24 protein-coding genes and 1 pseudogene are annotated in these 24,472 nt (G+C 45.2%); 13 read left to right on the top strand and 12 right to left on the bottom strand.

Annotated features, from left to right (window positions below; translation table 11 throughout):
- Positions 1-171 precede the first annotated feature (171 nt).
- From C6H04_RS00835 to C6H04_RS08255, 3 genes and pseudogenes are all read left to right on the top strand, one after another.
- Entirely contained in the window at positions 172-357 is a 186-nt protein-coding gene (locus C6H04_RS00835; protein WP_104732061.1) for a hypothetical protein, read from the top strand.
- Entirely contained in the window at positions 341-496 is a 156-nt protein-coding gene (locus tag C6H04_RS07870) for a type II toxin-antitoxin system RelE/ParE family toxin (RefSeq protein ID WP_158653797.1), read from the top strand. Before C6H04_RS00835 ends, C6H04_RS07870 begins: the two co-directional genes overlap by 17 nt.
- Before the next feature lie 12 nt (positions 497-508).
- Positions 509-604 (top strand): annotated as a pseudogene (locus C6H04_RS08255) (type II toxin-antitoxin system YafQ family toxin); the annotation flags it as partial.
- Between the two features lie 177 nt (positions 605-781).
- Here the strand turns inward: C6H04_RS08255 and C6H04_RS00825 are convergent.
- The 4 genes from C6H04_RS00825 to C6H04_RS00810 form a co-directional block, all read right to left on the bottom strand.
- Complete coding sequence (locus C6H04_RS00825) at positions 782-2,269, bottom strand: outer membrane family protein (protein WP_104732060.1); 1,488 nt, start codon at positions 2,267-2,269, stop codon at positions 782-784.
- Positions 2,270-2,432: 163 nt separating this feature from the next.
- On the bottom strand, positions 2,433-3,371 hold the full coding sequence (locus C6H04_RS00820; protein WP_104732059.1) for an ACP S-malonyltransferase: 939 nt from the start codon (positions 3,369-3,371) through the stop codon (positions 2,433-2,435).
- 25 nt (positions 3,372-3,396) lie between these two features.
- A complete protein-coding gene (locus C6H04_RS00815) occupies positions 3,397-4,014 on the bottom strand; it encodes an outer membrane protein (RefSeq protein ID WP_104696370.1) in 618 nt (205 codons plus the stop codon).
- A 23-nt stretch (positions 4,015-4,037) separates the two neighbouring features.
- Positions 4,038-4,400: a hypothetical protein gene (locus C6H04_RS00810; protein WP_104696369.1), complete on the bottom strand. Its 363-nt coding sequence runs from the start codon at positions 4,398-4,400 to the stop codon at positions 4,038-4,040.
- Between the two features lie 82 nt (positions 4,401-4,482).
- Between C6H04_RS00810 and recG the strand changes: the two genes are divergently transcribed.
- The 8 genes from recG (at position 4,483) to C6H04_RS00770 (ending at position 11,216) form a co-directional block, all read left to right on the top strand.
- Positions 4,483-6,363 (top strand): ATP-dependent DNA helicase RecG, encoded by a 1,881-nt coding sequence (gene recG / locus C6H04_RS00805; protein ID WP_104732064.1) that lies wholly within the window; start codon positions 4,483-4,485, stop codon positions 6,361-6,363.
- A gap of 92 nt (positions 6,364-6,455) precedes the next feature.
- Positions 6,456-7,955 (top strand): cytochrome-c oxidase, cbb3-type subunit I, encoded by a 1,500-nt coding sequence (ccoN, locus tag C6H04_RS00800; protein ID WP_104696374.1) that lies wholly within the window; start codon positions 6,456-6,458, stop codon positions 7,953-7,955.
- A 9-nt stretch (positions 7,956-7,964) separates the two neighbouring features.
- Entirely contained in the window at positions 7,965-8,684 is a 720-nt protein-coding gene (gene ccoO, locus C6H04_RS00795) for a cytochrome-c oxidase, cbb3-type subunit II (protein WP_104696368.1), read from the top strand.
- Positions 8,684-8,893 carry a cytochrome c oxidase, cbb3-type, CcoQ subunit gene (locus tag C6H04_RS00790; protein WP_104732058.1) on the top strand — a complete coding sequence of 70 codons (210 nt, stop codon included), beginning with the start codon at positions 8,684-8,686 and terminating at the stop codon, positions 8,891-8,893. Before ccoO ends, C6H04_RS00790 begins: the two co-directional genes overlap by 1 nt.
- Entirely contained in the window at positions 8,894-9,760 is an 867-nt protein-coding gene (gene ccoP, locus C6H04_RS00785; RefSeq protein ID WP_104732057.1) for a cytochrome-c oxidase, cbb3-type subunit III, read from the top strand. It begins immediately after the preceding gene.
- Positions 9,760-9,957 (top strand): DUF4006 family protein, encoded by a 198-nt coding sequence (locus tag C6H04_RS00780; protein WP_233709829.1) that lies wholly within the window; start codon positions 9,760-9,762, stop codon positions 9,955-9,957. Before ccoP ends, C6H04_RS00780 begins: the two co-directional genes overlap by 1 nt.
- Positions 9,958-10,069: 112 nt before the next feature.
- Positions 10,070-10,672, top strand: coding sequence for a hypothetical protein (locus C6H04_RS00775; RefSeq protein ID WP_199766218.1), 603 nt, complete (start codon positions 10,070-10,072; stop codon positions 10,670-10,672).
- Entirely contained in the window at positions 10,662-11,216 is a 555-nt protein-coding gene (locus C6H04_RS00770; protein WP_104732055.1) for a hypothetical protein, read from the top strand. The genes C6H04_RS00775 and C6H04_RS00770 overlap by 11 nt, the downstream gene beginning before the upstream one ends.
- Here C6H04_RS00770 and C6H04_RS00765 read toward each other — a convergent pair.
- A complete protein-coding gene (locus tag C6H04_RS00765; RefSeq protein WP_104732054.1) occupies positions 11,206-12,012 on the bottom strand; it encodes an outer membrane protein in 807 nt (268 codons plus the stop codon). The two genes, C6H04_RS00770 and C6H04_RS00765, sit on opposite strands and share 11 nt — an antisense overlap.
- Before the next feature lie 454 nt (positions 12,013-12,466).
- Between C6H04_RS00765 and C6H04_RS00760 the strand changes: the two genes are divergently transcribed.
- Positions 12,467-14,278: a porin family protein gene (locus C6H04_RS00760; protein WP_158653796.1), complete on the top strand. Its 1,812-nt coding sequence runs from the start codon at positions 12,467-12,469 to the stop codon at positions 14,276-14,278.
- A gap of 78 nt (positions 14,279-14,356) precedes the next feature.
- On the opposite strand, the gene C6H04_RS00755 is transcribed toward C6H04_RS00760, so the two are convergent.
- Together C6H04_RS00755 and C6H04_RS00750 are read right to left on the bottom strand one after the other, a co-directional pair.
- Positions 14,357-15,640, bottom strand: a complete 1,284-nt coding sequence (locus tag C6H04_RS00755) for an RNA-guided endonuclease InsQ/TnpB family protein (RefSeq protein ID WP_104732052.1) — start codon at positions 15,638-15,640, stop codon at positions 14,357-14,359.
- The gene (locus C6H04_RS00750) at positions 15,615-16,271 is read right to left on the bottom strand and encodes an IS607 family transposase (protein WP_104732051.1); all 657 of its coding nucleotides are present in this window, start codon (positions 16,269-16,271) and stop codon (positions 15,615-15,617) included. Before C6H04_RS00750 ends, C6H04_RS00755 begins: the two co-directional genes overlap by 26 nt.
- A 137-nt stretch (positions 16,272-16,408) precedes the next feature.
- Here C6H04_RS00750 and C6H04_RS00745 point away from each other — a divergent pair, with 137 nt between their 5' ends.
- Positions 16,409-16,753: an outer membrane beta-barrel protein gene (locus C6H04_RS00745; protein ID WP_233711799.1), complete on the top strand. Its 345-nt coding sequence runs from the start codon at positions 16,409-16,411 to the stop codon at positions 16,751-16,753.
- Between the two features lie 183 nt (positions 16,754-16,936).
- On the opposite strand, the gene C6H04_RS00740 is transcribed toward C6H04_RS00745, so the two are convergent.
- From C6H04_RS00740 to C6H04_RS00720, 5 genes are all read right to left on the bottom strand, one after another.
- Positions 16,937-18,973: a methyl-accepting chemotaxis protein gene (locus C6H04_RS00740; protein WP_104732049.1), complete on the bottom strand. Its 2,037-nt coding sequence runs from the start codon at positions 18,971-18,973 to the stop codon at positions 16,937-16,939.
- A gap of 323 nt (positions 18,974-19,296) precedes the next feature.
- A complete protein-coding gene (locus C6H04_RS00735) occupies positions 19,297-20,835 on the bottom strand; it encodes a phospholipase D family protein (protein ID WP_438940235.1) in 1,539 nt (512 codons plus the stop codon).
- A gap of 50 nt (positions 20,836-20,885) precedes the next feature.
- The gene (locus tag C6H04_RS00730; RefSeq protein ID WP_104694981.1) at positions 20,886-21,614 is read right to left on the bottom strand and encodes a fumarate reductase iron-sulfur subunit; all 729 of its coding nucleotides are present in this window, start codon (positions 21,612-21,614) and stop codon (positions 20,886-20,888) included.
- Positions 21,614-23,665 (bottom strand): fumarate reductase flavoprotein subunit, encoded by a 2,052-nt coding sequence (locus tag C6H04_RS00725; RefSeq protein WP_104732047.1) that lies wholly within the window; start codon positions 23,663-23,665, stop codon positions 21,614-21,616. Before C6H04_RS00725 ends, C6H04_RS00730 begins: the two co-directional genes overlap by 1 nt.
- Entirely contained in the window at positions 23,662-24,438 is a 777-nt protein-coding gene (locus tag C6H04_RS00720; protein ID WP_104732046.1) for a fumarate reductase cytochrome b subunit, read from the bottom strand. Before C6H04_RS00720 ends, C6H04_RS00725 begins: the two co-directional genes overlap by 4 nt.
- Between the last annotated feature and the right edge of the window lie 34 nt (positions 24,439-24,472).

The following is a 24,472-nucleotide window of genomic DNA, read 5'->3' as shown; positions in this document are numbered from 1 at the left end:
TAAGCTAGGGGAGTTGTTAAACTCTCGCCATAGAGCTAACTTATCTAAACGCTTAGTCCAAAAGCGGTTATCAAAGGTCTTAGCCTTAGCTGTGTAATAGGCTTTGAGTTTGTTAGACCACTGATTGAGCGACTTCACTCCTCTGCCTTTGATGATGAAGGGTTAAGAGATATGCTAAAATTCACCAAAATGAGTTTCATGTTAGTTGAAATCCCCAATGATTTAGTCAAACTCGTACAGACCGAAGGCATGAGTATCATCCAGGCTTTGGAAAGTATCCTAGATCTCAATGAGGAAACAATCGAGGTATTAGAAGAAGCCCTAGAGAAAAGACCGCGTGTTGCCAACCAAGATTGAGGAGATGCGTGTCTTTAAAAAAGACCTAAAGCGCGTGGGCTTAGGTGTGGAGTTAATTCAGGGATTGTCTTTATTGGTCAAGCGCGGACCCTTGCCAAAACGCGCATGCAATCACCCTCTGTGGAGTGTGTATCAATAATTCAGAGAATGTCATGTCAGACCTGATTTGTTATTAGTGTATTGTTATGTGGGCGACACTTTAGAATTAGCCCGTCTAGGAAGTCATAGCGACGTGTTCAAGACCTAAAGCTCCAAATGATGCGCACAGGGTACTTCTGCCACTCTGAACCCTTAGGCTTCTTGCTCTTGTCCTGCTCTTTATGGCTGGCTAAAGTGTCCTAAAAAGCACTAAAGAGAGAGGCTCTGCGTTGCATGTTTACAAGACCACCCCTCGCCCTAGAGGGCGCGCAGTGGTTAGTACAGATCAGAACGTAGCGACTAAAGCTGTTGTCAAGGCACTGCGATCTTGGTATCCGCCTTGGCAAGTGCGTTCTTGTGAGGGGACACAGGCTGAATCGTTCACATTTTCTTGGTACCCTTTATGGGTATTGATCCCAAAATATGCAATGGTCACGTTTGCACTTAAGAATTTATTAAAGTTGTATTCCAAGAACAAGCTCACACGCCCCGCATAAGCCACCTTTGCACTCGTCCATTGCCACACCATTTGCCAGTTGAAAGTCTGTTTGAAATGTGACCCCCCATAACCAAGGTTGCCCGTCACAGCATCTGCTTCAATCGCAGGGCCATCAAGCCCTGCCCATGCGCTGTTGCCACCAAATTCCACCCCCACCGGGTTACCCATGTTTCCGATATAAGTGTTGGGGTTTTGGAAACTCTTGTAAAAAGTCCCCACTAAATAGAATTCGTTAAGGTCGAAGCGCTGCTTAATGGCAAAGCTCTGCCCGGTTTGTGTCATGGGTGTGCCATACCTGTAGTTACGCTCCCCCTCGCTGTTGATGACCACCCAGGGGTAGTAGACGGGGAAGAAGGTGAGCAACTCGGTTTGGGAGCGAAAGCCCCGATTGCTAAAGTTGGGATCGGTATCCCAAGCAACTCTAAAACCGGGGGCATTGAAAATTTTGGGTGAAAAGTAGAAAAAGCCCTCCAGGGAGAGTTTCTGCCACTGGTAGTTGACCTGAACAGCGTGGGTACCTAAGTAGACAGGGACTCCGTGTCTATCCCAACCTCCCTTGGAGTTCTTAGTATATTCACCACTGTAAGTGGTGCGCGCTGCATACCAGTCTTTGATATAAGAGCCCGTTGCAAACGCCCGTCCAAAGGAGCTAAACCATAGCACGCGCAGATCTTTAGTGCCTCCAAAGACCTCAAAGCCCTGTGTGCGTCCACTTCTATAACCCATGCTAGACTGGTAACGTCCTCCTTTGAACCCGAAGTAATCCTTGTATTTGTAGTCGATGTAGATATCGCTCCAGACATAGTTGTGCGCGATCTTCTTGTCACCATTCTTCATGATGAAGTTCTCATCATCGGAGAGAAACTGATACCCGCTCATGAAACCACTGTGACCCCCAAAGATGTCGGTGATGATGGAGCCACCCTGTTTGGCTTTCGTGCCATCATAGAGCACACCTCCTACCATGCCCCCAATCTTGGCTGAGAGGCTATGACCAGTGATTTTTTCGGGCAATAAGTTCACATTCAAGCCCAAATACCCGGTGATGGTAGCGTAACGCTCTGTGGGGAAAGTGCCCGTCTTTTCGTCAATCTTGCTATTGTTAAAGCCGATGGAAGCGGATTGGTTGGCAAAGGCTTCGAGATTGAACTTACGACCCCCGGCATTGAATTCATAGGCGTTGAGAACACCGGTTGCTAGGGCTAAAGAGCCAAGGGTAGCCAGCAGAGAAGTTTTTGAGGCACCTTGTTTAGAAACACAAGACCTTCGTTGCATAAAGCCTCCTAGAGTTAAAAAATAAAAATCCCAGAAACACCCCCTCAGAGACAACCAGACCAGATGATAACAAAAATATGGCAATGATATTATTAAGAAGTGCATATAATTTCTATTTTTAAATAAAAATAGACTACATGCTACATGAAGTAACTAAAGGGTGTTATGTTAGCGTTTTTGTGCGTGCGCTCACTTCTAAAGTTTCTTGCAAACTCGCGCAATCTGTGATACTCAATGTTGGTTTTGAGCTCAGGCGTTTATTGAGATTTTTTAACACATTGGTGCCAAACTCTACGTAGTAGGACGCGCTAGCCTCGCAAAGTTGCATGCACGCATCGTAGAGCACGGGCTGGATGAGTTGCACACTCAGGCATTTGAGGGCTTCCTCTTTGGAGTGGTATAGCAAAGCGTTGGTATTAGAAACCACGCCAAAATGGTAATTATCTTCCAAGCTCTCTGCTAAAAGTGCGCTAAAATCCTCCAGTATGGGGGTTAAAATCTCGCAATGACTGACTACATTCATGGGCAACAAGACTAATTTTTTAGCCCCTAAGTCCTTTGCTTGCAAGGCATTCAGCGTCTCTTTAGCCCCTGCTAACACAATTTGAGAACCGTTAAAATTGGCAGCATAGAGTGTACGCCCCTGCGATCTGGCATGGGCACAAAAATCTAGGATTGTTTCTTTAGACGCGCCCAAAACGGCCAACATTCCTAGCTCTTGGGGGCTTTGGGCACACACACGCTCCATCAAACGCCCGCGCTCAAATACGAGTCTTAATCCCTTGGATAAACTGAGTGCCCCACTTGCCCCATTAGCAGTAATCTCGCCTAAGGAGTGCCCTAAAGCTGCACTCATAGGCAAGCCACCCCCCTCTTGCATGAAAACCTTGAAAGCCACCATAGATACTAAAAAGAGAGCACTCTGGGTATAGGGACTTTGATTGAGCAAGTCGTTTTCCTCCCAAAGCAAAGCCTGCATATCAGTTTTTAAAACCTCGCTGGCTTCTTCAAACATCTCGCGCGCCACACTGAAATGTGTGCAAAAATCCTTGCCCATACCTACATGCTGAGAACCTTGTCCTCCAAATAATGCCACTGTCATATTTATCCTTTCGTAAAATAGTCATCTAAAAATACCAAGTATGAGAAACGAATATGCTGTAGTCACGCACAAATTTAGAACCTAATTCCCCATTGAGGGGAAATTTAAACCCTACCTCTACGGAGACATCGTGGTAGAGAATGACAGTCTGGAAACGCACACCCACCTGCGAAAACACTCTAAAAAAGGTGTTTTTAAAACGCAAACTCGTGAAAAAGCGGTAATTCTGAATGAGAAAATTGCGCGAATAACGCGAGGTTGTCCATGTATTGCCCGCTATCATCATGCCATAGAATAAACCGCAAACAGCCAAAGGATTTTTGTTATATTCGATGACTAGGTCTCCTCCCGTGCCATAGGTGAACATGTTCGTAGCGACATTATCGCTTTTATCCAAGATAACAAAGCCGTAATCCAAAAATCCATAATAACGCGTGTAAAACCAACGATTCAAGGGATTATACTCATAGCCAAAGATAATGCTCGCACCCTCAATAGTGCGGTAGTGCTTGATAGCAGCCCCATTGGAATCTTTGGTATAAAAATGCATCTGCCCTACTTGATATTGGCTTAAGAGAAAAGTACGGCTTTTAGCAGCGTACAAGTGGGGACTACACAGAACGCAAGCCCCCACAAGACACATCAGACGCGCAAAAATACCCGATCCTAGTAGTTGTGGTTGAGAGGAGAGCTTAGATTGTCTTGGTGGTTATTCCAGTTTTTCAAAATATTGTTATTGGGTGGGGTGTACATAGGCCCGGTAGGTTGCATGGCATCTTGAATAGCATCTTCAACATCGATAATACGGTCCACCTTTTGGGTAGTTTTGGTGTCATCCATGCGGTGCTCTAAGTTTTCTAGTGCAGCATCCTGCTTGACCTCTTTGGCAGAACCTGCTTTCTGTTTAGCACTTGTTTGTGCTGGGGCGCTTTGCGGGTGTGCTTTGCTAGACCTTGTAGCATCCTTACACCCGGCAAATAAGCCCAAACACCCTAAAACAAGAGCGTAAAACTTAGACGAACTTGGCATGCACACATCCTTTTTGGGCTATAATAACATATTTAGTAAAAATATTAGGTTTAGGTGCATAGTGGCGGGACTGGATGCAGGGATGGATTTAGGGATTGGAATCTCGCTCATAGATTTTCTGGAACTCTTATCCCACCCTCCCAAGAGCTACAGTGCCTACCCCTTGTTAAAAAACCTAGAACCCAATCAACAGGGTTGTTTGGAAGTGGCGTATCAGAGCATGAATACAGGTAGGGTGCTCAGAGTCAGAGTGTTGGCTTTAGCCTTCAAAAGGGAGATCGAGCTTGTCTGCTTTAATTATTCCGCCTATCACACGCGACTTTTTTCTCAAAAACGCTACTTTGTGTATGGAAAGCTCAGTGTCAACACCTATTCCTTTGCGCTCCAAATGACTCAGCCCCAGATCATCCAAACTCCTCAGAGCATTGAGTTGCATTTTAAAAAAGAGGCTAAGTTGACACGGGCATTCAAAGCACAGAAAACACACAAGGACTATATGGAGTATGTGCAAGCGCTCTTGAATGCAGAAAATCTCGCCAAACTTGCCCTAGTCAACATGCCTCCAGTGATGATCGCACACTTGGAGAGAATTTTTCATCCAACTCTGGAGTTTGTGCGCGCTTTTGATGCCCACAAAGGGTTCTTTGGCAAATACTTGGAAGCCCTCAAATTTGTGGAGGCGTTGGCATATATGCTCTCCTTGAATGCCAAAAAGTGGAATTTTCAAAGCAAGTTTGGTGGGCATGCTAATGCCCAGCTCCTTAGAGAATTTCTACAGGCCCTACCCTTTGTTCTCACAAATGACCAGCAACGCGCCATTTCCAGTATTCAAAAAGACATGCAAGGAGAGATGGCAAGTAAAAGATTAGTGATGGGTGATGTGGGCTGTGGCAAAACCATGATTATCTTAGCCAGTGTTGTTTTAGCTGCGCCCTATAAAAGTCTTTTAATGGCCCCCACCAGCGTTTTAGCCAAACAGCTTTACGAGCAAGCATGCCAATTTCTTCCTCCCTCCATTAAAGTAGAGTTACTCTTGGGAGGCCACATTTCCAAAAAAAATCTCCAATCCCTTGAAGAAGCGACTTTCATCATCGGCACAACAACTTTGCTCCATGTGCCCCTAGAGATGTCACAAGTTGCCTTGGTGATCAGCGATGAACAACACCGCTTTGGTACCAAGCAACGGCACTATTTGGAACAGCGTGCCAGTGGGGGATTTTTGAGAGATAATTCTGCGCGCAGACCCCATTATCTGCAATTTTCTGCTACACCCATTCCCAGAACCTTAGCCATGATGGGAGCTAAGTTTGTCAAAACCACTTTGATCAAAGACAAGCCCTACCACAAGGACATCACCACGCAGCTCATTGATAAAACCCACTTTGATGCGCTTTTGAAGCATATTCACGCACAAATTACCCAGCATAAACAGGTCGCTGTTATTTATCCTCTCGTTGAAGAGAATTTGCGCACAGAGGGAGTGCGTGCCAACTACATGCCTCTCAAACAGGGCGCGTTATATTGGCAGAAACACTTTGAAAAAGTTTATGTGACAAGCGGTAAAGATGCCAACAAAGAAGAGGTTTTAGAAGAGTTTGCCAAACAAGGAAATATTTTGCTCGCTACCACTCTCATTGAAGTAGGAATCAGTCTTCCTAGACTCTCTAGCATCGTGATTGTCGGAGCAGAACGGCTAGGTCTAGCTACTTTACACCAATTAAGAGGTCGGGTCGCGCGCTTAGGAGGCAAGGGGTATTGTTTTTTATTCACACACCACATAGATAACCCCCGACTCCAGGAGTTTAGCCAAACTTTAGATGGCTTTGAAATCGCCAATATCGATCTCAAATATCGTAATTCTGGAGACTTACTGCAGGGGACACAGCAGAGTGGCTCCCATTTTAATTTTTTAGACTTAGCTGGTGATCACGATCTCATCGCACAGGTCAGCACTCTATTCTAAAGTGCGCATGGCCTCGATATTGCCTTGTGCCTGGAACCATGCTATACTTCAAAATCTTTAAATCAGATTGAGGAGTGTGCATGGATGTGGGCATGCAACAGAGCTACGCCAAGTCTATTGGGGTTGCAAGAGGGGAGGTAGCAGAATACGATTACTCAATTGCGCGTCTATTCATCATTGCGATGATTACTTTTGGAGTGATCGGGATGGTGATTGGCGTTTTATTGGCTTTTCAATTAGCTTTCCCCCAGCTTAACTACATCGCGGGGGAGTATAGTATCTTTGGGCGACTGCGTCCTTTGCACACCAATGGGGTGATTTACGGCTTTACCTTAGGGGGCATTTGGGCAAGCTGGTATTATATTGGACAAAGGGTTTTAAAAATTACCTACTACGATCATCCTTTCTTAAGAGTAGTGGGTTACTTGCATTTTTGGTTGTGGATCGCAGCTTTGGTGGCGGGTGTGGTGAGCTTGTTTGCAGGGGTAACCCAGAGCAAGGAATATGCCGAACTTGCGTGGCCTATTGACATTTTGGTTGTGATTGTATGGGTGCTTTGGGGAGTTAGCATGTTTGGTAGCATGAGTGTTAGACGCGAGAATACAATTTATGTATCCTTGTGGTACTACATTGCTACTTATGTAGGCATCGCTGTGCTCTACATCTTCAACAATCTCTCCATCCCCACCTACTTCGTGGCAAACATGGGTAGCCTATGGCATTCCATTTCGCTGTATGCAGGTAGCAATGATGCATTGGTGCAGTGGTGGTGGGGGCATAATGCGGTGGCCTTTGTCTTCACCAGCGGGGTGATTGGTACTATTTATTACTTCTTGCCCAAAGAGAGTGGTCAGCCTATTTTTTCTTACAAACTCACCCTCTTCTCTTTCTGGAGTTTGATGTTCGTCTATATTTGGGCGGGTGGTCACCATTTGATCTACTCCACCGTGCCCGATTGGGTGCAAACTCTCTCCTCTGTGTTCTCTGTGATTTTGATCTTGCCCTCTTGGGGCACGGCGATCAATATGCTCTTGACCCTGCGTGGTCAATGGCATCAGCTCAAAGAATCGCCCCTCATTAAATTTTTGGTCTTGGCCAGCACTTTCTACATGCTCTCTACCCTAGAGGGTTCAATTCAAGCGATCCGCTCGGTCAATGCCCTCGCGCATTTCACCGATTGGATCATCGGGCATGTGCATGATGGTGTCTTAGGCTGGGTGGGCTTTTCGCTCATCGGTGCGGTCTACCACATGGTGCCCCGTGTTTTTAAGCGTGAGATTTACTCTGCCAAACTCATGGATGTGCAGTTTTGGCTCATGACTTTGGGAATCGTGTTTTACTTCTCCTCGATGTGGGTGGCAGGTATCACGCAGGGCATGATGTGGCGTGATGTAGACCAATATGGAAACTTGGTTTATCAATTCATCGACACGGTACGGGTGTTAATCCCCTACTATATCATTAGAGGGATAGGAGGCACTCTATACCTTACAGGATTCTTGATTTTCCTCTACAATGTGCTCATGACCATCCAAAAAGGGCGTGTCCTCGAGAAAGAACCCGCTTACGCTACGCCTATGGCTACCCGATAAGGAGCGTGCATGTTTAGTTTTCTGGAGAAAAACCCCTTTTTCTTTACTTTGGCTTTTGTGGTCGCCTTTGCGATTGCGGGAATCGTAGAGATTTTGCCCAATTTCTTCAAATCAGCAAGGCCCATTGAGGGGCTTAAACCTTATAGTATTTTGGAGACAGCCGGGCGACAGGTGTATATCAAAGAGGGGTGTTACAATTGTCACTCTCAGCTTATCCGTCCTTTTCAAGCGGAGGTGCAACGTTATGGGGCCTATAGCTTAAGTGGCGAATACGCTTACGATCGCCCTTTCTTATGGGGTTCTCGACGCATTGGGCCTGATTTGCACCGCGTAGGCGATGTGCGCACCACCGCTTGGCATGAGAAGCACATGCTAGACCCTACCAGTGTTGTGCCCGGAAGTATCATGCCTGCCTATAAGCATTTGTTTACCAAAGATAGCGATTTTGATACAGCCTATGCAGAAGCTTATACGGAGAAAAAAATCTTTAAGGTGCCCTACGATTCGCCCATTGGGGTGGAACTTGGAGATGTCAAAAAGGCTAAACAGCTTTTCTTAGAGGAAGCCAAAGCGATCGTGGATAACATGCAAGACCCTCAAATTGCTGAAGCTCTCAAAGCGGGGCATGTAAGAGAGATTGTGGCTCTCATTGCCTATCTCAATAGTTTAGGACAAGCCAGAATTAATCATACGGGTTTGGTAGCACCTAATTCTCAGGAGCAGAAGTAATGGATTTAGATACAATCAGAGGGCTGGCTTATGTCTTTTTCACTATTCTCTTTACACTCTTTCTTTATGCCTATATCATCAGCATGTATGTGAAAGACAAAAAAGGGGTTACGAATTATGAGCGCTATAGTCAATTAGCCCTTCAGGACGAACTTCACGATACACCCATTGAACCACGCACCCCTATCTCAACACGAAAGAGGCTTTGAATGGATATTTTTAAAGACCATATCAATTTATTTGCGCTAGGGGCGGCTCTTGTGATTGTAGTACTCACTGTAAGTATGAGCTCATCCTTATTTAAAGCCATGCGTGAGAGAACCAATAGTAAGGATGTTCTCTATGATAATGGACATCAGTTTGATGGTATCGCTGAATCTGTGAATAACATCCCATCAGGGTGGATTATCTGCTTTTTAATTGCCATCACTTGGGGAATATGGTATATCTTCTTTGGCTACCCACTCTTCAATTACTCCCAGATTGGAGAATATAATAAAGAAGTCGCCCAGTACAATCGTAGTTTTGAGACACGCTGGAAAAACCTACATGGCAAAGATTTAGAGCAAATGGGGCAGGGTATCTTCTTGGTCCAATGTTCTCAATGCCATGGTTTGGAGGCGACAGGTTTGGACAATACGGCACGCAATTTGGTACATTGGGGTAAAGAGGCGGGGATTATCGAGATAATTAAGCAAGGTTCGATGGGTTTGAATTACCAAGCTGGAGAAATGCCTCCTCTTGAAATGAGCGATGAGGACGCCAAGGCGGTGGCAAGCTTTGTAATGGCTAAAATTTCAGAGGTCAAGCACACCAGTTACCCGCAATTGGTGCAAAAGGGGGAAACAATTTTTGCTAATATGTGCGCTGGCTGCCATGGTGTAGATGGCAAAGGTCAGGAAGGCATGGCGGTGAATTTGGCGCATTATGGCACGCATGTGTTTCTCAAAGAAATTTTGGATAAAGGTAAAAAGGGGCATATTGGAGAGATGCCTAGCTTTGCTTACAGACATTTTAACGATACGCAAGTGCGCGCACTCGCTCACTATATCCAATCTTTGCGAGGAGAGGAATGATGGGAGCTTTAATTAAATTGTTAAATGGCCTATTTGGCTATTGGCTCGTGGTAGTGGTGGTTTTATGCATCGTGGCTTTTTTAGGGTTTAAAGCGGTCAAAATCCAACAAGAAGAGGCTACGCATTACTACAAATTAGATGTGGGTAAAATCCAAATGTTCGAGAAAAATAGACAATTTTATCAGGTTAAGGAATAATGATGTTTACAGGCATGGAAAAATTGCTAGGCTTGTTTTTGATTCTCTTGTTTGTCATCTCGGTGGTGCTTTATTTCATTAAACCCAGTTTCTTGTTTGCAGTTTGATGGGTATGGTAGAGCGCATTCTTGGTCTTGCGCTCTTGTGTTCTTTAGCGTTGTTGGGGGCTGGGCAAAATTTTGTACAGGGTAATGTCGCGCAGCATTTTGTACCCAAGAGTGTAGCGCTGGTTGAGCGCGTTTCTACTGAGTTAAAGCAAAAAACTGGGGTTTCTTTCGTGCTATTTGTGGTGGATACTGATTTAGAAGATAGACAAGCGCGTTTGGATTACCAGCAGGCGCATTTAAAAGAATTAAGTGCCCCATTTGTAGCCTTATTTGCTTACTTTCAAGCACAAAAAATTGCCATTGTGGTAGAGCCTACCAGTTTGCTCGACACGGATCAAATTTTTTTTGAACGCATTGCGCCCTTTTTGCCCAAGAAATGGGGAGAAAATATGAATGACAATAATGCCCGCTTCTCGTTTGCCTTGCTCAATGGGTACACTTACATGGCCGATGCCATCGCTCAAAAACACCAAGTGCATTTAGAAAACAATATCCAAGAGGAAAATCATAATAACCTCGTCAAAACTATTCTCTATATTTTGCTCTGTTCTCTCTTGGCACTCTTTTTTTACGGCTACTTTTTTGGAACAAGAAAACATGAATCCTAAAGAGAAGAATTATTGGCCATTAGGTATTTTGGCTGTGCTTTTACTGGGAGTGTTTTTAGTCAGTGCACTAGTAGTGGTCGCCATTAAGAACTCTCCCAAGGACGACAACTCCTATTTGGAGAAGCATACATTTACGGACGCACACATCAACACAATGATTGCAAATTACCGCACATTTTTACAGAGCTACCATCTCATTTTGCTCACCCAAGATCAGAGTCTCACCCCCCTTTTTCCCTATTATTTGAATCAAAACACGCCCATACTATGGCTCAAATTGCAAGATAACCGCGTGCGCATTGTTATCGAGAAACTTCAACCCGAAGCAACCCCTTTGGATTTGTCCGTTTTACTCATTAGAGACAGAGATGATCTCCAGCCCTTCAGTAAACCCGAATGCTTAGAAAACCAAAAGCAGATCACATGCCAACTGCACCCCTTTAACCTCCCCTCAGAAGGACATTGCAAAATCCTCGTCCGTGTCAAATTTAGGGGGGATTACATCCCCCTCATCCAGCCCGCCTATGTGCGTGCTAAAAAGTGAAAGTGTAGTTGACATACCAAGAATACAAACGCCTAATGTAGAGATTCCCATCATTTTTGGTCTGCAAAAAAGGGTTACCCTTGATCATGGGGAATTTGATCCCTGCTTCTATACTGCTATGCTTTAGCAGGCGCACCCTACCCCCTACATTAAAGAGGAATTGAAAAGCCGTTGCCTTCTTATCTAGCCCCGCAAATGCTAAGGCCACATGCGCAAAGTCGGGCGTGGCCAAAATCCACGAGTTACCCGCAAATTGAATCCCCCCCACTGCACCCAAAGCCATCGCCTTATTATTGATCACATTGAGCACAATATCTGCTCCCGCGCCATAAGTGAGCATGTTGGGCGCAATGGGCTTATTATTTCCGACCAGCTCTTGCAAGATACCCATGACATTGAGCTGGCAGTTGGGCAAGCCCACATTGGGCAGTGGTGGAATTGTGGGTGGGACTCCTGGCGCACCCGGTGACACAACAGGAGGTTTTATAGCGGGAGCTTGACACACAAGCGGACCACCAGATGCATTTTTCTTGGCGGCGAACTCTATGCCTTGTGCATGGGCGTAGTCAAAGAAACCATAGAGTTTGAGACCAAAAAACTTGCTAGGAAACATCTGATAGCCTATCTGTATACCAAACCCCTTTAGAGGAGTTGTGAGCTCAGTGGACACCCCTTTATCCTGCATGCGAATCTGGGCCTTACCTTGCTGATACCCACCTCCAACAAAAATACCACTTCCATCATTCGCACTTAAAAGAGAAACTAAAGATAAAGCTACAAGAGACTTAACACGCATTACTACATCCTTTCTTAGAGATTTTTTCTATATCGGTCAATCTCCCTCAAAAGAGGAGATTCTTGGCTAATTTAGCATATTTTGGCGGAAATTCCAGCAAAATGCGATCCGTTTACTCTTTACTAATAAAAATAAATACCCCTAAATTTGCCTCATATACATGCACATCTAACCAGCGGAATGTGCCAAGTGATTGCTATGCATTTGCACTACACTATTCTCAAAGGCTGAGACTAAAATAATATACTCAAATACCAAAAAGGTCTATTATTGAGTTGATTATGCTACAAATAAGGTTGCCTTAAGAGAAAATGCCTTATTAAACAGAACCTAAATTCATCCACATGGTGTGTTTGACGAGAGTTTAATTTTTAGAGGTAAAGTAGATCGGCATGTTGTACAATATAGTTAAACTATGGTAAGCAGGGGTGGTTTAAGTACAGGGAGGTGTCCCATGAACACTTTCAGATTTTTGCGAAGGGGGTTGGTCTCCGTCTGTGTGTCTTTGAGTTCGTTACTAGGCTATGGGGGAGATGTGAGAGACGGGTTTTTTATAGAGGGGAGCATAGGGGCACAGAGTAGTGGTGTATCTTCTTATGGTCCGAATGCTACGGCCTCAACCCCCTCTAAAACCCTCAACGCCGCTTCGTTGCAAGCAAGCCTCAACAGTCACCTAAAAGAGCTCGCTACTGCATTGCAAAATCTCAATGCTACTGCGGCGCAGGTGGGATCTACCAAGGATATTTTGCAACTTTCCCCTCTTGATATTTCAGGGACCATGCGCGCTCAGATCAAGGGTTTGGAAGCGCAGATCCAAATGGAAATCGGACAACTCAAAACACTTGTGGGCACCAATCCCAATGCCCCCAATGTGGCAAACGATCAAGCGATCATACAGGATTACGAGAAAGTCTTGCAGTCCTTGCAGGGTTATGGTGTTTCTATCATTGGTGAAGTTAATAACTATGATAACACACTCGCTCAGGCTCAGATTGCGTTTAAGGACTTAAAAAATGCCATCGCATCCAGAAACAGCGCGAGTCAAAAAGCCTATGATGCCGCTTACAGTGCTTATGAGCAGAAGAAACAAGCTTTCTCAGCCGCTAGGGATCAAATAACGCGCTTCATGGGTCAGTGTGTGGGGGGATCATGCGGTCCATCAAGCGTTAGCCCCGCAGAGGGGGCAGCACAGGTGGAGCAATTCTCCAATAGTATCTTGCAGGGCATTTTGGGGATTGCTCAAAATCCCGATACAGATAGCATTATCTCCATCAATCAGTATTACAACTCTTATAGGGCGGGAGTTTCAGGTGTCTGTGCTCCTACCTCCACTAATATTGGCATGGATGCTTGTTTCCAGAAAATAAGCCCCGTCATGAATAATTTCTCGATTGAGAAGCTGATCACAGATTATGCATGGTTTTTTCAGGAGGCTAAAGAGATTGGCGCATCACTCAGCTTAGGTGCCCCTCAAGTTGATGTAGCAGCTAACGGACTTGTGGCTGTTTATAACACGCTATCAAATATCATGCAGGCGACCCTGGGTAATTATAGTCGTATTATCCCCACGCCCGATCAGTATTTCCACCCCCCCGCGGTACCCGTCCTCAAGCCTATGCCTTCTCCCCCCACGCTGGGTTTCAAATACAACAATCTTTCCCCTCAAATCACCACAGCTGCTAATACGATCAACACCGTGGGGACCATCCATGCGCCCGGGCAAATCGTCGTGCCTGACCTATCACCCTTTAGTAATGTCATCAACCACTTTGCTAGAGCATTTCAAAATGTCAATTGGAATGCCAATGTAGGCGTGGGATACCAATATTTCTTCAGCCGTCATTTTGGATTTGATGTGCAGGTCAGTGTGGGTTACAATTATCTCAACAGCCCTCTCTTTAGGAAGTCTCCCATATTTAAATCCATGCAGGGCTTTAACTGGGCGATAGGGGGCAATGTGATCTTTGACTTTATAGCTCCTAGTAGTCAAAGTGGGCTGTTTGTTGGCTTATTTGCAGGTATATTAGGGGTGGGGAGTCACTACTTCTTAGATACCAAAAGTTCCCCACTGGTTCGGGCTAGCGATTTCAATGCGCGTTTAAATGTGGGGATCAGATTTCAGTTTGATCGCAATATTATTAAAGTGGGCATTGAAGATCCCTTGTACAGCCATGTCATTGACATGCAAGCGGGCGATACCCACTTCATTGTGGATGAAACCCCTAGAAATTTTGACATTTACATTTCTTTCGCACACCTATTTTGATCAACAAGGCAGGCTGTTAGGGCTTGCCGCTCTCACAGACTTATAAAAAACCCTAAAACTTATAAAAACCTATAAATCTCAAGGATCATGCTGTGTTCCTGTTTCCACCATGCTGGTTGCTAGGCGATTTGTTGCCAAGTCATCTAACAGAGCCGTCATGTCCGCAGGCGTAAATTCAGTGGGAACTCCACTTACTAAATGCTTGACTAGATTAATACTAGCGTTAAAATCTCTATCCACTACCACACCGCACGCCCCGCACTGATACACTCTATCGCTTAAGCTTAAATCACTTTTGACATTGCCACAGCTAGAACAAGTCTTAGAACTAGGGTAAAAGGTATCCACCCGTTTTATCTCTCGCCCATAATATTTCGCCTTATACTCTAAAAGCGTGTTAAAGGCGCAGATACTCACATCACTTAGAGCTTTGGATAGCCTAGAGTTTTTAAGCATGTTTTTGACTTTCAAGCTCTCTAAGCAAAGGGTCTTGGCGTGCCTTATAAGAGCGGTGCTGAGTTTGTGTAAAAAGTCATTGCGGGTGTTTGCAATGCGTGTATGTAGGCGGTTTAGGCGTAAGACAGCTTTAAGGTAATTGGCGGATTTTCTAGTATGGGGAGCATTCTGCTCCCTTCCTTTGGTTTTCGGGAGGCAAGCAGAATGCTTGCTTTTCCTAGAAACTTGCCGACTAAGTCTTTTTAGCCGCCTTGTCAGCCTATTTAAGGGCTTGGGTGCTTGTATCTGTAAGCCATTAGATAGACTAGCAAACGCTTTAATGCCGGTGTCAATGCCTAGAGTGTGGTTATTTACTATGGGCTTGTGTGTGTAGTTGAACTCCTCTTGTGTGGTATCCATTTGGATTGAAACAAAAAACTTAGAGCCTCTTTGTGTAATGGTCGCCCCATTGATTTTACCTCTAAGTCGTAGCTTCTCGGTCATTTTGATTTTAGGCAAATTAGGGATTTTTAAATAATCCTTTGTGCCACCTTGAATAACCTTAATTTGGTCGCCCCCAATGTAAAAACTCCCTTGATATTCTCTTTTCTTTTTGAATTTGGGGTAACTGACCTTGCCCTGTTTTAAATCTTTAAAGAACTTTTGAAAAGCTAGATTTAAGTGGTTAAAGGGCTGTGCTGTAGCGTATTTGGTAACTTCATAGACAAAGGGAAACTTCTCTTTTTTGCAAGCGTTAAATTCTTTCTTTAGGGCAAAGTGGTTAGATTTAATGCCGTTTTTGTAGTTTTCTCTCCACTTAGCCAAGCCCCAATTATAGGCAAGTCTAGCACACCCAAAAGCCTTTTTAAAATGGGTTTGGGCTTTGTTGTTAGGCTGTAGTTCAATCTTGTGGGTTAGGGCAAACATTGTTTTCTACCACACATTGTATCTCGTTTAGCAACTTTTTATTTTTGCGTGAGCGTGCACCATATAACCGAGCAGAAAACACGGTAATGATTTCCAACACATCTTTAGCGAGTTCCTCCTCAAAGCGGACATTTTCATCGCCTTGATTGATGATAATCACCTCCACGCCTTTAGCCTCGCAAATGGCAAACACTAGCTCCGCTCCAAAACGCAATAAGCGGTCCTTATGGGTTAAAACAAGTCTTTTAACTTGATTTTCTAGGATCAGGTTAAGAAGTTTAGTTAAACCCTTTTTGTAATAGTTCATCCCAGAACCTAAATCTTGGATCACTTCGTAGTTAAAGCCTAACTTAGAGCAATACAACTCTAAAATCTGCACTTGTCTAATTAAGCCTTCTTTTTGGTCGGCACTAGAAACACGGGCATAGGCGATGGTTTTGCGGTTATCGTTACAAAACACAAATTCTTTTTTGATCCCCCGCAAACTCTCTAAACTATACCTCCGTGCACCTCCTTGTGTGTAAACATCTGGTTTTAAAATCCCATGATTGTCCCAATTACGGAGTGTTTGTGCTGTTACCCCTAAGACTTTGCTTGCTTGACTGACTGATAACAATTTGTTTTTATCCATACCCCATGTTAGGCAAATCAAACTTAAAAAATTATAAAATATTGATAACTATTTATAAGAATATGCAAGAATTAAGTTACAGTTTTTAGCCCCATCATCCTGTCCACCAAATAATACAGAATGTAGAAGAAGTGATTGTGTGGCACTTCTATGGCCAGGAAAAGCCATGGGATCCCCAAAATCTTTACGCCTATGGTGGGGCCGCAGATGCGATTGTCAATCTCATTGCAACTCAGCCCTTTGCCTTTGGTCTGATAGGAGGTATCCAACTAGCAGGCAACACCTGGACCTACACTGGCAATGGCTTTTCTCATACCGGTTTTCAGTTCCTCTTTAATGCGGGTGGCCGAATCCGTTTCAAGGAACATATAGCCATTCAAACAGGAATCAAGTTTCCCATGATCCCTCAGAAGATGAAAGCAGAAGAAGTGAGCGAGATCAGACGCTATGTATGGTATGTCAACCTTGTCTATACTTTCTAGGTGAATAGACCATAGGAAGGCAGTTTAGGAACTAAGCGTATCCTGCAAGTCGGTATGGGCATAGCAGTGCTAATGATAGACATGCAGGCATGCGTACCCATAGGGGCTGACAATCAAGTGCCCCAAAAACCTTGTTAGCTGGGGCGGGTTTGTAGTGCACAAGACCCACAAAATAGCAAATACCTAGAATTTTTTCTTGTTGGCATCTTCTAAAATATCCGAGGAAATGCGATCAATATTACTACCTACTTCCGAAGAAGTGTGTGCAATCTCTAAATTACGCGCCGTGTCCTTTTTAAATGTGTCTAAAATGGTGTTGATACTTTCCACATTCTGGGCTTGTGCTTTAATAGCCTCGCTTGTATCTCCGATACTTTGGGTAAGCGTATTAATATTGCTCTCAATCTCACCCAAAGACCTTTGGGTGCGCTCAGCAAGTTTACGCACTTCATCAGCCACGACGGCAAAGCCTCGCCCATGCTCACCTGCGCGTGCGGCTTCAATAGCGGCATTGAGGGCAAGTAAATTAGTTTGATCGGCAATGTCCTTGATGATTTCTACAATATTTTTAATGTCCTGCCCTTGGGCAATCATCGCTTCACTCTGCGTGCTGATCTCTTGAATACTGGCCGTGATGTCATGAATGGATTGGGAAGTGGCGATCAGGCTTTGATTCTGTTGGTTGGCGCTTTCTGTAAGGTCTTTAATACAGGTCTTTAATCCGCAGGATTCTTTAGTGAGCGCACTCGCAAAGGTTAAAGAGGTTTGTAACATTTTTTTAATTTCTGATCCTAGAGCGTCCACTGATTTTTCCATGTCTCCGGTAGGGTTTGAAATCCCTTGAGTAAAATCTAGGTCTTGGTAGCGCTTAAAGGCATCATTGATGGTGGTGATATACAGCCCGATTCCCTGTTGTAAATAGACTACCACATCGTTAAAGAGTTCTTTGAGTTGCAGGAGGTCGGGATTATTAGGAGAAGCTGTGATTTTCTGAGTGAAATTCCCCTCCTTGATATGGCTCACCACATTGAGCATGTTGTCAATGGTGGCATTGTCTAGTTTAGTGTTTTCATTGATTTTTAAGATATTTTGGTTGATCGATTGCTGCATGCGCCCAATCTCATCCAATATTTTTGTTTCCACAATGTGAATGTTATGCGTACTTTTAGGATCATTGAGGAGTTTGAAAAAACTATCCAAGGTTTCAGAAACCACTCCGATGCGACTGCCTATCAAATAACGGACCAGAAAATACACGGCAATAATGAGAATTACGATAACAATGCTTCCTATGATCAATATCAAGCTTTGTATGCGGTGGGCTGCTACAAACACTTCATCCTTGCTCACAAATCTAGCTAGAGCCCAATTAAATTTGAAATCATCAGGACCAATTTTACTAAAAATATCAAAAGACTTCACCACCAAAAAACCATCTTTTTTATTACTAATAGAGTGGTAATCCACCACGCCTGAAAGATTCTTTTGCGTCATTTGCAGTAGATTGTTAACTGAAGGATCGGGATTGATTTCGCTTAAAAGTTTACCCTGGTTTTTCTTATCAATTGCGAGCAATAAATACCCATTCTGCTGGATCGCAAAAGTGTCTTGCTTGCTGCGTAACACAATGTCAGCAAAGCTATCGATGTCCACAAAAACGACCATCACACCCACTAATCTTGCTCTCTCATGTTCCCCTGTAGTAAGTGGGATGCCCAAGTCAAAGCCAAAGGTAGAAACTCCCCCAATATTTCTTGCGTAGGGGCTGCTTTTCACAAAGCGCATGGTTTGCTTCACTTCTGCATATATCTGAGGATTATAGAGTGGAGACTCCTTAGAAATTTCCATACCATTTGGGGATTTCTGGATTAAGAGAGAATATTCGGTATCTTCTATGGGCGCAATACTCACAATTTTGACATCAGTGCTCGTGCTAAGGAAGCGGCGGATCAATTTTTCTTCTTCTGGCAAATCACGACCTAAATCAAGAGTGCTTAAGTCCAATTCCAAGAGGCTGAGCTGAGAAAAGGTACGATTCATCACTCTTTCAAGGCGCGCAGATACCTCTTCCGTATTGGCACGCAGAGTTTCAATGGTATGGATTCGAGTTACATCCTTGACCTGCTTACCAATCATTAAACCCAATCCCGTAATGCCCAAAACCACTACAAAACACACCCCCAAGACAATTTTAGTTCCAATTTCCAACTTGGCAAACATAAACAACCTCTTAAACTTATATCAACACCATATTCTATCGTAGTTTGGGTGCAAGTCACGAGACCGGCAGGTGCCTTAGAGAGATTGCTCTGTGAACCGCTCCTCCCTAAAGGGAGGAGCTTCCTAACTAACAATAAAAACAATGGAAAAGAGGTTGGGAGCTATCCCCACCTCAAAAAAGTCAATAGGACCGGAACATAGGGTCCTCCATAGAAAATGAGAGGCACTATTGTAGATGGATTTAATAAATTCTAGCTTAGGGGGCACAATCACTCGTTTAAATGCCGCGTATGTTGACAAAACCCCCCTTGTCAATGTCTAGATCACAGTTCGCTTTCGGGCAATATCTTAGACCAGTCTTTGATGAAGCGTAAAAAGGCGGAGGTATTGGGGGGCTTGTCACAGAGAATGACATGCCCATTTTCAACGCCCTCCCAAATGAGTTTTTGGTGCAACATGTGTTTAACCACTAATAAATGCCAACTCTCTTTCATCTGCTCTTGCATCATTCCTTGTAAATAGAGGGCGAAATCCTTGTTTTCAAAAACCACCACCGATTCGGTGTTAATGCTTGCTGAGCGCGCGTCTAAATTGAAACTTCCAATCCAAGTTTTATGCCCATCAAAAATGAGAGTTTTGCTATGCAAAGAATTTTTAAACCGTCCTCTGATTTTAAATTTAAGTCCCTTGGGGGTGTAGTGTGCATACTTTGAGAGATCACTCTTGGTTTCATAGACATTTGCTCCCGCATCAACTAATTTTTTGGCATAGCGCTCCCATGCTCCATACACCACGATAGCATCGGTAGAGGCAAGCGAATTAGTTAAAATATTGAGCTCTAAGCCTTCTTGTAATTTCTGTGTGAAGAGTTTTAAAAGTGCGCGCCCGGGTACGAGGTAGGAGGAGGCAATGTAGAGCGAGTTAGTGGTATGTGCTAAAATGGCGTTAAGGGCCTGTTTGATGGGCGAGCGTGGATTTGGCATGTTAATTTTATCAGGGCTATCGGCAATGAAAGAAGCGATGCCTTGATAGGCAATCTGCTTTTTGCAAGCGAAGGCGCGCATAAATTCCAAGACATGTTCTTCATAATGGGTGTGTCGGTCGGGTGGATAGAGAATCTTTGAGAGGCGATTCTGATAGGTCTTGGCGTATTTTTTTAATTTAGCATGGCTGGGGAGTAGGTGGGCGGGAATGGAGTTAGGAAAATTCCAATATTGTAAAAAGTTTTGTTTAGCTTGCAAACTCACTGGTCCTAAAAAAAGCGCGTCTATGTCTAAAAAATTTCCTTCCAGATCATTATCAAAGTACACATCAGCAATATTACGCCCCCCGATTACCAAAGCGATATTATCTACAATGAAAAGTTTATTATGCATGCGCTTTTTGATCCGATCGTAGTCGGCTAGCATCTCAAAAACGCGTAGGACCCTATTGCGCACACGGTAGGGATTAAAGATTTTAACCTCAATATTGGGATGGGTGTCTAGCATAATGATGTCTGACATGTCTGAATCCAAACCATTATCATCGATCAAGAGTCGCACCTTCACCCCCCGATCAGCTGCTCTATAGAGTTCAAACATCATCACTCGAGAGGAGATATCGTTCTTGTAAAGGTAAGTCTGAATGTCTATGTTATGGGTCGCCATGCGAATGAGCGCAATGCGTTGCAAGAGTGCCTGATCGCCTTCTTGAAGGAGGAACCCCAAACTCTGGGTGGGTTTTTGGGCTAATTCTTTCGCATAGACAGCGGCGATGGGGGTTTGTAGAGGGTTGTAGTGTTCTAGCCCAGAGAGGGGGTAAGGACCTTGCTGGCGGATAATGGTGCACCCAGCTAGCAAGACCGCCCCTAACCATATCAGGCAATAAAAGCAAAAACGCAAGGGTCAGGTTAATGTTAGCGCAAAACTCCCTAGCGCGCTCTCCCCACCTTCACCATGCGGTTGCGCAACTGCGCCAAACTATCCTGCAAAGGGATTTCTTTAGGGCAGGTGTCATGGCAACCAATCAAGCTCATGCACCCAAAAATCCCATCGTCATCGCCCACCAATTCGTAAAAATCCTCATCACTGCGTTCGTCATGGGAGTCAATCAAAAAGCGCATCGCGCGGTTTAGCCCCGCTGCGCCAATAAAGTTCTCGCGCATCAGCTTCGTTCCACACGCAGCGATACAGCACCCACATTCAATGCAACGATCCAGCTCAAACACCTCTTGGGCTTCATCCGGGTCGATACGCTCCTCAGGCTGGGTAATATCCACTTCCTTGCGGTGGTGTGCCCAACTCTCCACACGCTTGGTCATGCTAAAAAACCACTCACCTGTATTCACACTCAAATCCTTAATCAAGGGAAAAGAGGGCATGGGCATGAGCGTGATCGTGTCCTCTTGAAAACTAGAAGTTAAGGTTTTGCATGCCAAGCGGGGGCGGCCATTGACCATCATCGCACAGCTCCCACAAATCCCCGCACGGCAGACAAAATCAAAACTCAGATCGGGGTCTAAAGTTTCGCGGATGATGCCCAACGCGATAAAAAGAGTCATCGAGGGGATTTCTTGTAACTGATACTCTTTAAAATGGGGTTTAGACACCGCGCTTTGGGGGTCAAATTTTAGGGCTTTAATGGTAATGGTGCGACTCATTATAGATCTCCTAGTCTAATGTTGCGGGCTTTGTACTGGGGCTGTAAATCAAAGGGCATGAGGGCTTCTTGCAAGGCATAGCGATCCCCCCCGCGTGCCTTGATCTCTTCTGTAATTTTGGCAATCTGCGCATCGCGCTCTTCTTTGAGTGGGTGGGGAATGAAATTGCCCTTAGCCCCATACCCCCTAAAATCAGGGCTAATCTCCATGGTCATAATATCTAGGTCCTCATAGGTTAGGGTGGGTAAAGTTTGGGCGGGGTCTTCCCAACTGGCTAGAGTGCGTTTTAACCAGTTGGCATCATCTCTTTTGGGGTGATCGATGCGCGTGTGCGCCCCACGGCTCTCTGTGCGATCCAGCGCGCCTTTGGCAATGCACAGCGCTAGCTTGAGCATTTTTTGGGTGCGGTAAGCGTCTTCTAGCTCGGGGTTGTTATGGGTTTTCTTGTTTTTCACATGGATGTGCTGGGCGCGCTTATAGAGTTCCTCTAATTCATGCACGGCCTCCTCTAGGATCGCACCCTCTCTAAAGACCCCCACTTTTTCGTCCATGATCTCGCGCATGCGCTCTCTAATCACATACACATCTTCCTTGCCCTCATTGTGCAAGAGACCTTGCAAATGCTCTTCTGTGCGCTTGATGAAACTTTGGGCGATCTGGGTGTTGATGTCGATGCTCGCTTGTGCGCAGTGCTGGGCGAAGTAATCCCCGATGATCATCCCAGCAACCACCGCCTCGCTCACAGAGTTACCCCCTAGGCGGTTAAACCCGTGCAAATCCCAACACGCCGCCTCGCCCGCACAAAAGAGCCCCTTTAGATGACTCTCTCCCTTGTAATTAGTGCGTAGTCCCCCCATAGAGTAGTGTTGCATGGGCTTGATAGGCACCCAGCCCTTTTGTTTGGGCGCACCCTCGCCAAATTCAGGCTCATCTTTGGGCATGTCTTTCAAGTTTGTGTCGCTCTCTATACCATCATCTGCTGCATCAATGCCTGCAAAAGTATGGGCGATGTCGTGCACATCTCTAAGATTTTTTTCTACATGCTCGCGACCTAAAATAGCAATGTCCAACCACACATGATCGCCATAAGGTGAGGGCGCGCCATAGCCCTTTTTAATGTGCTCCAAAATGCGCCGACTCACCACATCCCGACTAGCTAATTCTTTCTTTTCGGGTTCATAAGCAGGCATGAAACGCCGCCCAAATTTATCGCGCAAAATCCCCCCATCGCCCCGACACCCCTCTGTCATCAAAATCCCGCTGGGCACTAAGGCTGTAGGGTGGAATTGCACCGCTTCCATGTTGCCCAGTTTAGCTACCCCCGTTTCTAGCGCGCTGGCAATCCCTGCGCCATCGCAAATCACCGCATTTGTCGTGTGCTTATAGACCCGCCCATAACCCCCCGTAGCTAAAAGCGTGCCCTTAGACACATAGGCGCTCAATTCCCCGGTGATGAGATCGCGCACCACAGCTCCATAGCACACGCCCTCATGGTGGATCAGAGTTAAAACCTCTTTGCGATCCTGAATATCCACTTGGTGGTGCAAGGCTTCATTAGCCACCGCATAGAGCATGGTATGCCCGGTAGCATCGGCCGTAAAACAAGTGCGCCACTTTTTAGTACCCCCAAAGTCGCGGCTTTGGATATAGCCGTGCCGATCCTCTCTTTCCGTGATGGTAACATGCTCGCCATTGATCACGGCCTTGCGATCCCCTTTTTTAATACGCGTCCAAGGCACCCCCCAGCTAGCTAGCTCTCTAATGGCTTTGGGGGCGGTGGTCACAAACATTCTAGCCACTTGCTGATCGCAACCCCAGTCGCTCCCCTTCACCGTGTCCAAAAAATGCAGGTCTTCATTATCCCCTTCACTCATCTTAGCATTGCCCAAACTAGCCTGCATGCCCCCTTGTGCGGCAGCCGAGTGGGAACGCCTTACAGGCACTAGGCTTAACACGATGGTGTGCAATCCCTTTTGTTTGCACGCAATGCTGGCGCGCAAACCCGCCAAACCGCCACCCACCACCAACGCATCGCAATACACTATATTCATTCTTTTCCTTCCTTATGCAGTTGTTCGTCTAGCTGGATTGCTTGTTGCATACTATTGATGCCCTGACTTTTTTGGCTAAGTCCTTTTTTGACATAAGCCCCATAAGTGAGTAGACCCAAAACGATGAAAAACACGCTCATGCTCCACTTAGCCTTTCTCAAGCCATCGATACCTAGATTTTTGAACCAACCCCATTTGATCGCCAATCTATAGAGCCCAATGGAGCCATGCAACTCCACTGCAAAGAGTAAGAAAATATAGAGTAACCAGAAATGTTGACTCACAAAGCGATAAGAGGAAGCGTGTGGCCCAATGCTATGGGGAGCGGTGAGCATAACAAATAGGTGCACACTGGCTAAAAAAAACATCGCAAAACCCGTGCCTACCTGCACAAACCATAGGGTGGTGTCGCCATGTTTCATCAAATGTTTATGGGTTTTGAAAATTTTGTATTGACGATAGTTGATGGGGAACTTCCTTAGTGCCAAAAAAGCGTGCACGACCAAGATCACAATTACCCCGGCAGCCACCGCACTCACAATGGCAGGCTCGCCCGCCTTGATAAACAAGCTCCCCTCGAAAAACTTGGTTACTGCATACATAGCACGATCGCTGATCAAAATGCTACTCACAAAGAACATGTGCGCAATCATGAACAGCGCCAAAATCAAGCCTGTTGCACTCTGCCAAAAGTCCAATTTAGCATAGGCCCCACTCTTCTTGCGCTCGGTGCTAACCCCGTAGTAGCCCTCTATGATCTCCTCTTGCTGCATACCGCTCCCTTATTCAAAATTTTCCTAAAATGAT

Source organism: Helicobacter salomonis (genome assembly GCF_900197775.1).
GTDB classification, from domain to species: Bacteria; Campylobacterota; Campylobacteria; order Campylobacterales; family Helicobacteraceae; genus Helicobacter; species Helicobacter salomonis.
Note: the sequence above shows the minus strand (reverse complement) of the source record. Positions and strands in the feature narration are given on the sequence as shown.